The sequence below is a fragment of the Microbacterium sp. CIAB417 genome (assembly GCF_022788845.1).
The window spans coordinates 563,887-574,383 of sequence record NZ_JAHZUT010000004.1 but is presented as its reverse complement, the minus strand read 5'-3'; the positions used below and the strand labels follow the sequence as shown (position 1 = coordinate 574,383).

Sequence of the window (10,497 nt, the reverse complement as noted above, 5' to 3'; positions counted from 1 at the left end):
TCCTCTGTTCACATCGTCGGGGCGGCGACGACGACGGCATCGGATGCCCGGCGACGCCGCTCTTGGTGGCGCCCGCGCGGGTACACGCGGACGTGGCCTGTCTCGGCGTCGACGACGGTGTCGATGCGCAGTCCGTAGGCCTCGGAGAGGTTCTCGGAGGTGAGCACGTCTTCCGGGGAACCCGCGGCGCGCACGCGGCCGCGGTGGATGAGCACGACCTCGTCGGCCACGGCGGCGGCGTGGTCGAGGTCGTGCAGCACGACACCGAGCGCAGTGCCGCGATCGGCGAGGTCGCGCACGAGCTCGAGCGTCTCGATCTGGTAGCGCAGATCCAGGTGGTTGGTCGGCTCGTCGAGGAGCAGGATGCCGGTGTCCTGAGCGAGGCAGGTCGCCAGCCAGACGCGCTGCAGTTCGCCGCCCGACAGCTCGTCGACCGCGCGATGCGCCATGTCGGACAGTCCGGTCAGTGCCAGAGCGGCGTCGATGGCGGCGCGATCCGCATCGGACACCCCGGAGAAGCGGCCGCGGTGCGGGTGGCGTCCGAACGCGACGACATCGCGGATCTCGAGACCGGACGGGTGCGGCCGGGACTGCGACAGCATGGCGACCGTGCGGGCGAACTCGCGGGCGTGGAGAGTGCGCGACTCGGCGTCGCCGACGTGGACGGTGCCGGCATCGACCGGGTGGAGCCGGGCGAGCGAGCGGAGCACCGTGGACTTGCCGCTGCCGTTGGGACCGATGAGCGCCGTGACCGCACCGGGTCGCAGCTGCAGGGAGACGTCGTGGACGACGCGGTCCTTGCGATACCCGAGGGCCAGGTTCTCGCCGCGCAGTGCGGTGGCGGGGCTGCGGGTTTCGGGTGAAGTCACGTTAGGAGAGCCTAACCTATTGACGCTGGGCACGCCAAGCCCGCTGTCCGCGCTCACTCAGCGCGAGAGCGCGGAACGTCGGGGCAGGACGACGCGTCAGCGGTGCGCGAGGACCAGGGCGGCTTCGGTGCGGGTGGCGACGCCGAGTTTGCGCAGAATCGCCGAGACGTGCACGCTCGCGGTCTTCGTGCTGATGAACAGCCGCTCGCCGATCTGCCGATTGCTCATCCCTTCCGCGACGAGCTCCAGCACCTGGCGCTCGCGCGCGGTCAGCTCGGAGTCCTCCCCCGCGGCGCCGTGCGCGCTCACGCGACCGGCGAGCTCGGTCGCGGAGCGCTGGAGCCGGTCGTGTCCGATCTCGGCCGCGATGGCCTCGGCATCCGACAGCCGACGGGAGGCCGTGGCGCGGTCGCCTTGCGCCAGCAGCGCCCTCGCGGACTCCAGGAGGACCGCGACGCGCAGGATCGCGGGCATGTCGGCGGCGTCCGTGGCGATCCGCGCCTGTTCCAGGGCGTCCGCCCGACCGTCGAGGAGCGCGCCGATCACGACCGTCCAGTCGGGATCGCGCAGCGCGTCCGGCTGCGCATCCCACGCGCGGCGGATGGCGGCGGCTGCGGCGTCCGCCGGCGCACCCGCGGCCCGCGCCTCGGCGACCGCCCACGCCCCCTCGAGCAGAAGCCGACGTCCGTTCGCCAGGGCGACGCCGTCATCGTCGACCATCGCGCGGATGACCTCGGCCGCTCCTGTCCAGTCGCCCGTGGCGACGGCGAGAGCGAAGTCGGCCTCGACGGCGTAGTACCAGACCTGTCGCTCGAGCGGCGCGGCCCGCAGGAGCGCCGGCATCCACTCGGCACGGATCTGCTCGGCCTCCTCGACGCGCCCCCGCCACGCCAGGGCACGGATGCGGGAGGTCGACAGGTACAGCCCGGAACGTTGCACGATGTGCCGGTCGGGGACGGTCGCGAGCATGCGCTCTGCCCGGCCGATGTCGCCGAGCGCGAGCAGCGGCTCGACCATGTTCTGCGTGAGCACGCCGCCCGAGCTGCGCAGCACCCCCAGTTCTCTCACGCGCTGCAGGCCGTCCTCGGCGACGCGCAGCGCCTCGGTGTAGTGACCGCGCAGCGTCAGCGAGTCCGAGTAGTTCACTCGGAACTGCACTCCGGCACGTCCGTCGCGACCGAGGCCCTGGGCGGCGTCGAACGCCTGCTGCCCGAAACCCACTTCGCCCAGCAGCATGAGCGAGCAGGCCCGGAGATTCAGCGCGATCGAACGCTCGCTCTCATCGCCTGCGGACGCCGCAGCCCGTTCGGCCGCCGTGGCCGCGATGACCGACGCGGTCGAGCGGCCCGCCAGCATGTGACGGCTCGCGATGCCGTTGAGGACCGTCGCCCGCAGGTGGCCGTCCGCGATGCCGTGCGCGTCGAGCAGGGCGAGCGCGCGTTCGTAGTCCTCGAGCGGCCCCGGGCGGCCGAGGTTCGCGAGGAACTGCGCATGGTCGCGCACCAGCCGGACGTGCTGTACGGGGTCGACGGTCGACTCGTCGAGCTCGTCGAGCCCGAGCCGCGCGACCGCCAGCGCGCGTTCGTCGTCGCCCGCGTTGCGCAGGATCGATCCCAGCATCACGAGCAGCGGGACCCGGCCGATGCCTGCGGCCTCCGCGGCGTCGGGCACCTGCTCCCACAACTCGAGCACCAGTTCACCGAACCGGGCGGCGCTCGCGAACGCGTAGCCCGCCTTGGCCTGCCGCATGGCGGCGACGGCGGCGGCCAGGGCGCGCCGCGGATCCTGAGCCAGACGCCAGTGATAGGCGAGAGCGGCGTGGTTGCGGCTGCCGTGCTCTTCGAGCGCCTCAGCGAACGAGCGGTGCAGCCGGGCCCGTTCACCGGGCAGCAGGTCATCGTGCACGGCCTCGCGCAGCAGCGCGTGACGGAAGCGATAGTGTTCATCGTCCACGACGAGGATGCCGCCCACCGTCGCCTCGCGGATGGCGGCGTCGAGACGGACGTCGTCGAGACCGCTCAGTCGCGCAAGCAGCGGGTGGGACAGCGCGCGCTCGGCTCCGGAGGCGAGCCTCACGACCGCGCGGGCGTCATCGCCGAGTCGGTCGAAGCGGGTGAGCAGCAGGCCGGTCAGCCCCTCGGGCAGCGGCGCCTCCGAGCAGCAGGCCAGCTCCTCGATGAAGAACGGCACGCCCTCGGCGCGCTCGTGCATGCGCTCGAGCGCGGCGTCGCTCAGCGGGCGGCCGGACAGCTGCTCGGCGAGAAGTCGTGAGGTCTCGGCATCCAGCCGCCGCAGCGGCAGGCGCTCGACGAGCCGCGCGCGCGTGACCTCGGCGATGAACCGGCTCGTCGCGTCGCCGCGACGGACGTCCTCGCTGCGACACGTGAGCACGAAGAGGATGCGCCCGTGATCGATCGTGCGCAGCAGGAAGTTCAGCAGCGCGAGCGTCGAGTCGTCGGCCCAGTGCAGATCCTCGACCACGATGATCTGCGGCCGGCGCACCGCGGCGGCCTCGATGAGTGTCGCGATCGCGTCGCGCAGCGCCTCGGGGCTCGTCCGCTCGCGGCGGATCTCCTCGGTGGCGAGTTCGGGCAGCAGCATCCGCAGCGCCTCACGCCCGGCGCCGACCGCCGCGAGTGCCTCCTCGGGTCCCAGCACCGAGACGAGCGAGCGCAGGATTCCGATCAGCGGCCCGAACGGCGTGCGCACGGAGCCGAGGTCGAGGAACCACCCGACGTGCACATCGGCCCGCGTTCCAGCCGACGCCTCGAACTCTCGCAGCAGCCGCGACTTGCCGATGCCGGCTTCGCCCTCGACGAGCATCGCCGCCGGTTCGCCGCCGACGGCGCGGTCGAACGCGCGCACCAGGTCGGCGAGATCGGCGTCGCGGCCGACCATCGCCGATGCGGGCGTGGCGAGTGGCATGTCCTCATCGTGCCACTCTCCACGGACATCGGCGGCCCGATCCGTCACGCCGGCGTCCGGCGTCACCGGACGGGCGCCGCGAGCAGGTCGGCGGGGCTGTCGCCTGCGGCGGTGGCCGGCGCGACCGGCATCGTTGCCGCGGAGACGTGACCGCTGCCCCGCTCCGGCTCCGACCTGCTCCGGTCGGGACCGTGGACTCCGGGCGGGGCCGGCGCGACCGCGGCGCCGTCCGCCGTGCGGGCACGCGGTGCGGATGCGGGGTCGTCGCCCGCGGCCGCGACACCTGCGGGCACCGAGCGCGTCCTCCGCAGCCGGGCGAACCAGCCGCGACGCGGCGCCGACTGCGCGTCCAGGCGCTCGAGGACGGCCCGGCGGCGCTCGATCTCGCGGTCGAGGCGGGCGCGGTCGTCGACCAGAGTGGTGATCATGAGGAAGGGCTCGTACATGGTGACTCCTCGATTGGGATGTCTCCACGCTCCGCTCTAAGGCACCCGTCCGGCATCGGGCGAATGCCCTATTTCCAGCGTCCGTTCCGGCGAGGACCTCAGCTCCCCTCGCGGGAAAGCGTTTCCCGTGCCAGACTCTCCCCGTGACCTACCACCTCGCCGGCGACTCGACCGTCGCGCCCATGAAGCCGCACGAGACCCCGCTCACCGGTTGGGGCCAGTTCCTCGAAGAGGCTTCAGGGCGCCCGACACGCAACCACGCCTTCGGGGGCGCGACGACCGAGTCGTTCATCGCCACAGGCTCGTGGGATCGCCTCCTCACCGACGTGCGCCCCGGCGACACGGTCGTCATCCAGTTCGGGCACAACGACCAGAAGAATCCCGACCTGCTCGCCTCCCGCGGCGGCTACCAGGAGCGGCTGCGCCGCTTCGTGTCCGACGTCCGCGAGCGGGGCGCCTCGGCCGTGCTCTGCACCTCGTGCGCGCGGCGGTGGTTCGACGACGGTCGGGTCGTGCCCACCCACGGCGACTACCCGAACGCGGTGCGCGACCTCGCCCACGAGCTCGACGTCCCGCTGATCGACCTGAGCGTCTTCACCACTTGGCTCTACGAGGACCTCGGCGAGGAGGGATCCACGCGTCTGCTGTCGCACTACGCCCCCGGCGAGACGACGGCTTGGCCGGACGGACTCGTCGACGACACCCATTTCCGCGTCGAAGGAGCGCGGAAGATCGCGGCGTTCGTCGCGGCATCCCTGCGCGCGATCGAGCGGCTCGACGGCGACCTGCCCGCCCGCGGCGGCGCTCTCGTGCACTGAACCGGCGCGGTCAGGGAGTCTGCCGGTCGCCCCTCGCCCCGCGGCCGATCCCGTTCACGATCAGCAGGGCGCCGGTGTCGCTGAACTCCTGAAGGATCTCCTGTTGGCGCTCCGAATCGGCGCGATGCGTGAACAGGCTCACCACCACGGCCGCGACGGTCGCGCACACGAAGGCCGGAAGTAGCTCGTACATCTCCGGCCAGACCGCGTCCCACACGAACACCCCGGCGGCACCGACGAACATGCCCGCCAGCGCGCCCCAGTTCGTCAGGCGCCGCCAGAACAGGCTCAGCAGGATCAGCGGCCCGAAGGCCGCGCCGAATCCCGCCCATGCGAACGAGACGAGCCCGAGGATCGTGTCGTCGGGGATGATCGCCAGGATCGCCGCCACGATCGCCACGACGAGGACGGCCGCGCGGCCCAGCAGCACCATGCGCTTGCCGTCCGGCGGGGTCTTGCGCATGACCTTGTAGAGGTCCTCGACGAGCGCCGAGGAGCACACGATCAGCTGGCTCGAGATCGTGGACATGATCGCGGCGAGCACGGCCGCGAGCACCAGTCCGGCGACGAACGGATGCAGCAGCGTCTGCGACATCACGAGCACGACCGTCTCGGGGTTGGCCAGGTCGATGCCCTGGTGCGCCATGTACGCGATGCCGACGAAACCGGAGAACACGGCGCCGACGAGCGAGACGATCATCCACGACATCCCGATCCGGCGGGCGCTCTTCGCCTCGCGCGGGCTGCGCAGCGCCATGAACCGGACGATGATGTGCGGCTGACCGAAGTAGCCCAGTCCCCAGGCGAGCGACGAGATGATCGCGAGGACGGTGCCTCCGGTCAGGGCCGTGCCGCCGATGAGGGACACGTGGTCGGGGGCGAGCTCCTCCACGTAGGCACCCACCTCGCCGAAGCCGCCGACGGCGATCACCGCGGCGATCGGCACGACGATGAGGGCGACGACCATCATGAGTCCCTGCACGACGTCCGTGAAGGAGGCGCCCAGGAACCCGCCGAACAGCGTGTACAGCAGCGTGACCCCGGCGACGAGCGCCATGCCGAGCAGATAGTCCGAGTTGAACGAGCTCTCGAAGAACACTCCCCCGGCGACCATGCCCGAGGAGATGTAGAGGGTGAAGAACACCAGGATGACGAGGCCCGCGAGGATGCGCAGCAGGCGCGAGCCGTCACGGAGCCGGTTCTCGAAGAAACTCGGCACGGTGATCGAGTTGCGCGAGACCTGGGTGTAGGCGCGCAGCCGCGGCGCGACGAGCAGCCAGTTCAGGTACGCCCCGATGGTCAGGCCGATCGCGATCCACGCCTCGATGAGCCCGGACAGGTAGATCGCGCCCGGTAGACCCATGACCAGCCAGCCCGACATGTCGGACGCTCCCGCGCTCAGGGCCGCCACCCACGGCGGCAGATTGCGGCCGCCGAGCATGTAGTCCTCGTGGTCGGCGGTGCGCCGGAAGGCCACCCAGCCGATGAGCAGCATCGCTGCGAAGTACAGGCCCAATGCGATGAAGATGAACACCTGGTCGGACATCGTCGTCCCTTCCGTCGTGCGGTTGGTCCGATCCTGTCATCCGCGGATGCCGAGGACCACCCCCTCGCCGGCGGATCGCGCTCCGCGTCTCCGCCGAGATCCGGAGAATCGCGCGAGATCCGGACGTTTTACCGCCGGATGTCCGGATCTCGCGGGATCCTCCGGATCCAGCCGTGCGGATGCCGCAGCGCCCGCCGCTCAGCCCCGGACGCGCACCGTGAGCGGCTTGCCCTCCGTGACCCCGGCCGCGTTCACGAACTCGACCGTGTAGGTGTGCGTCCCGACGGCGCGACCGATGAGCGGCACCGATACGCGCTGCGCCGCCGGCGTGTCCGCCACCAGCTCCCCCGCCGTCAGCAGCTCGCCGTCCTCGTACAGGCGGTATGCGGTCGCATTCGTCCCCCACCACAGGTTCGCGGTGACCGTGTAGTCGCCGTCGCCGTCGCCGTTGTCCGCGGAGAGCACCGGCGCTCCCGGCGCGGCATCCGTCACCTCGACCCTCACCGACCTCACCGCCGTGGCGCCCCGGGAGTTGACGAGCTCCCCGGTGTACTCGTAGACGCCGTTCGACCTGCCGCGCACGTCGATGCGCGCCGTCTGCGCCGCCCGCCCGTCGTACGTCAGAGGCACGGTGGCGATCAGGGCGCCGTTCTCGAACAGTCGCAGTTTCGTGGCGTTCTCGCCCCACCACAGGTTCATCGTGACGGTGTAGTCGCCGTCGCGCAGACCGGTGTCGTGGCCGTTGTCGTGCGAGAGGACCGCGCGCGCCGGCGCTGCGGTCGCGTCGTCGCGCAGCACCAGTTCGTCGAGCGCGCGGTTGAGCGCCTCGAGAGCACCGGCGACCGCGTCCGCGCTCGGCGATGAGGCGCTCAGCACGATGTCCGCGCGCGCGATCGATGCGGCGAGACCCGCCGTGGACGACTCGACGTAGTCATCCGGATCGACGGATGCCGCGGCATCCCGCTGCGTCTTCAGCTGCGTGGTGTCGGCACCGGGCTCCGGCATCCGCACCAGTTCGACGTCGTCCAGGGTGCCCCAGGCGCCGGCCGGAAGGTCCGCCGCGATCCGCACGGTCGCCGTGCCGTCCTCGCCCACCTGCACCGCCGGGGTGGTCGGCGTGGACCACACCCTCCAGCCGTCGAGGCCGAACGCGACGGGCTCGGCGGCCAGCTCGGACGTCGACAGCGCGAGCGTCACGCGCCCGTCCTCGCCTTCGCCGTCGCCCTGCAGCGCGGCCCTGGCGACGTAGGCTCCCTCCGCGAGTCCCGTTACGGTCTGGGTCAGCTCGAACGAGTAGGCGGCATCCGCGAAGAAGTGGGCCGAGCGGGTTCCGGAGTGCGGGTCGTCCCCCGAATGCAGCGTCAGTCCGGTGCCCGAGGTCGACCACGCGGTCGCGTCGGCGTCTTCGAAGCCGGGATCGGCCAGGAGGTTCCGCGCGACGATCGTGACGGTCGCGGAGGCGTCGAGACCGCCGCTCGTCGTCCCCGCGATCGCGTACTCTCCGACGCCCTCGATGTACTGCACCGCGTCGGACCACGTCACCGTCTGCCACTCCGAGGTGCCGTCGGTGTAGCGGACCTCGACCTCCTCGGGCAGCACGACGTCCGCTCCCTCGGTGAGCCGCAGGGCGACCGGAGCCACGGACTCGACCTCACGCGGCGAGACGGCTCCGGTGCGGACGTACGAGAAGATGTTCAGCGCATCCGATGCCGTGCCGTCGAACGCGAACAGCGCCTGGTTGTCCCACGCCGAGCCGCCGAACCACTGTCCGGCATCGTGCGGATCGTATTCGCCGGCGTGGCTCGACGCCCAGCCGGAGCCGTCGCGCTCCCACAGCACGCGGTTCGCCTCCAGCTCGGACGGCGGGCCGACGGGGAGCCAGGCCGGTTCCCAGTAGAAGACGCCGAGCGCGGCGTCTCCGACGTCCGCGACCGCCTGCACGACATCGCGCATCGCGGTGGCCTGGCCCTGGACGCTGAGCGCGTACTGCGTCGCCTCCGCGGGAAGATCGATCACGTTGCCGTGTCCGTCGCCGTCCTCGAGCGTGTAGGCCCACGACGTCTCGGCCACCATGACCTGCTTGCCGTAGGTGTCGGCGACGTGCGCGAGCACGGCCGTGAGGTTCTCGGGCGTACCGTGCCAGAACGGGTAGTAGGACGAGGCGAAGACGTCGTAGTCCACGTCCCGACTGTCCAGCTGTGCCGCCACGTTCGCATAGAAGCCGGCCCGCTCGGGGTTCGTGAAGTGCAGCGCGACCAGAGCATCCGGAGCCTCCGCCCGGACGGCGGCCGATCCGGCGGCGAAGACCGCCGCCATGTCGTCCCATCCGGTCACGCCCGCCACGCCGTTGTTCGTCTCGTTGCCGATCTGCACCATCCGCAGGTCGACGCCCGCCTCGATCATGCGCTTCACTGCGTCGCGCGTGAACGCTCCGACCTCGACGGCAGTCGCCTCGGCATCCAGCCCGGCCCAGGCCTTCGGGGCCTGCTGCTTGGCGGGGTCGGCCCAGAAGTCCGAGTAGTGGAAGTCGACGAGCACGCCGAGCCCGGCATCCGTCGCCCTCGTCGCGATCTCGACGGCACGGTCCACGTCCACGTTCCCGCCGCCGTAGCCGTTGCCCGCGGCGTCGAACGGGTCGTTCCACACCCGCACGCGCACATCGGTGATACCGGCGTCCGCGAGGATGCCGAACAGGTCGCCGGCCGTACCCTGGGCGTCGCGGAAGACCACGCCGGACTCCTCGAGAGAGAGCACGGAGGAGACGTCGACGCCGCCGATGAACTCCGCGGGGAGGTTCTCGACGCGCGGCACGGTGATCGAGGCCGCGACCGGTCCGCTGGCGGCCGCTGACGAAGCAGCGGACGCCGCTGACGGGGCGAGGCCGATCAGGCCGAGAGCGGTGGCGACGACGAGCGACGCCGAGAGCAGGGAACGTGTGCGACGGTGCATGACGGCCTTTCGACGGGAGAGGAAACGGGATCAGCCCTTGACGGACCCCTGGGTGAGTCCGCCGACGATGTACTTCTGCAGGGAGAAGAACAGGGCGAGCACGGGGAGCGCGGCGACCACAACGCCGGCCGCGAACAGACCCCAGCGGGAGGTCAGCTGGTTGGACACCCACTGGTACATGCCGACCGCCAGGGTCCAGTTGTCCTCGCTGGTGAGGATGATCTTCGACAGGATGAAGTCGCCGAACGCCGCGAGGAACGCGAGCAGCGCCACCACGGCGAGGATCGGCACGACCAGCGGCATGATGAGCTTCCAGAAGATCTGCGCGTGCGTGGCGCCGTCGATCTTCGCGGACTCGTCGATCTCCACCGGGATCGTGTTGAAGAACCCGTACATGAGGAACGTGTTCGCCCCGAGCGCGCCGCCCAGGTACACGCAGATCAGGGCGATCTTCGAGTTGATGCCGAGTGCGGGGACGACCTCGCCGATCGTCAGCAGCATGAGGAAGATCGCGATGAAGGCGAGCGCCTGCGGGAACATCTGCAGCACGAGCAGCGTCGTGAGGCTCGCGCGCCGGCCGGAGAAGCGGAATCGCGAGAACGCGTAGGCCGCGGCCGCACCCATCAGCACCGATCCGATCGCCGTCACACCGCCGATGAGCAGCGTGTTGCCGAACCACATCCAGTACTGCGACTGGCCCAGGGCGATGTAGTTGGCGGGGTCCACCGCCGAGAACAGCGCGCTCGACGCCGCGAGGCTGCCGTTCGGGTTCAGCGAGGAGGACAGCACGTACACGAGCGGGAACGCCGCGAAGAAGAGCACGACGACGGCGAGGAGGTACTTCCAGCCGACCTCGCCCCACCACCGGCGCCGTCGGGCGCCTGCCCGGGATGCCGCCGCGTCCCCACGTGAACCCGTCACGACTGCTCTGGTCTGCATGGACA

At 71.1% G+C, this 10,497-nt stretch carries 7 protein-coding genes; 1 reads left to right on the top strand and 6 read right to left on the bottom strand.

All coding sequences use genetic code 11. The annotated features are described in order from the left end of the window. Positions 1 to 8: 8 nt before the first annotated feature. The 3 genes from KYX17_RS20175 to KYX17_RS20165 form a co-directional block, all read right to left on the bottom strand. Complete coding sequence (locus KYX17_RS20175; RefSeq protein WP_243228949.1) at positions 9 to 869, bottom strand: ABC transporter ATP-binding protein; 861 nt, start codon at positions 867 to 869, stop codon at positions 9 to 11. A 96-nt stretch (positions 870 to 965) separates the two neighbouring features. Then, a complete protein-coding gene (locus tag KYX17_RS20170) occupies positions 966 to 3,794 on the bottom strand; it encodes an AAA family ATPase (RefSeq protein WP_243228947.1) in 2,829 nt (942 codons plus the stop codon). A gap of 62 nt (positions 3,795 to 3,856) precedes the next feature. Further along, positions 3,857 to 4,240 (bottom strand): hypothetical protein, encoded by a 384-nt coding sequence (locus KYX17_RS20165; protein ID WP_243228945.1) that lies wholly within the window; start codon positions 4,238 to 4,240, stop codon positions 3,857 to 3,859. A gap of 143 nt (positions 4,241 to 4,383) precedes the next feature. Here KYX17_RS20165 and KYX17_RS20160 point away from each other — a divergent pair, with 143 nt between their 5' ends. Next, on the top strand, positions 4,384 to 5,058 hold the full coding sequence (locus tag KYX17_RS20160) for a rhamnogalacturonan acetylesterase (protein WP_243228943.1): 675 nt from the start codon (positions 4,384 to 4,386) through the stop codon (positions 5,056 to 5,058). Positions 5,059 to 5,068: 10 nt separating this feature from the next. On the opposite strand, the gene putP is transcribed toward KYX17_RS20160, so the two are convergent. From putP to KYX17_RS20140, 3 genes are all read right to left on the bottom strand, one after another. Further along, on the bottom strand, positions 5,069 to 6,604 hold the full coding sequence (gene putP / locus KYX17_RS20155; protein WP_243228942.1) for a sodium/proline symporter PutP: 1,536 nt from the start codon (positions 6,602 to 6,604) through the stop codon (positions 5,069 to 5,071). Positions 6,605 to 6,802: 198 nt separating this feature from the next. Continuing rightward, positions 6,803 to 9,553: a glycosyl hydrolase 53 family protein gene (locus KYX17_RS32105; protein ID WP_283818188.1), complete on the bottom strand. Its 2,751-nt coding sequence runs from the start codon at positions 9,551 to 9,553 to the stop codon at positions 6,803 to 6,805. A gap of 30 nt (positions 9,554 to 9,583) precedes the next feature. Continuing rightward, positions 9,584 to 10,492 (bottom strand): sugar ABC transporter permease, encoded by a 909-nt coding sequence (locus KYX17_RS20140; RefSeq protein WP_243229209.1) that lies wholly within the window; start codon positions 10,490 to 10,492, stop codon positions 9,584 to 9,586. Positions 10,493 to 10,497: the final 5 nt, after the last annotated feature.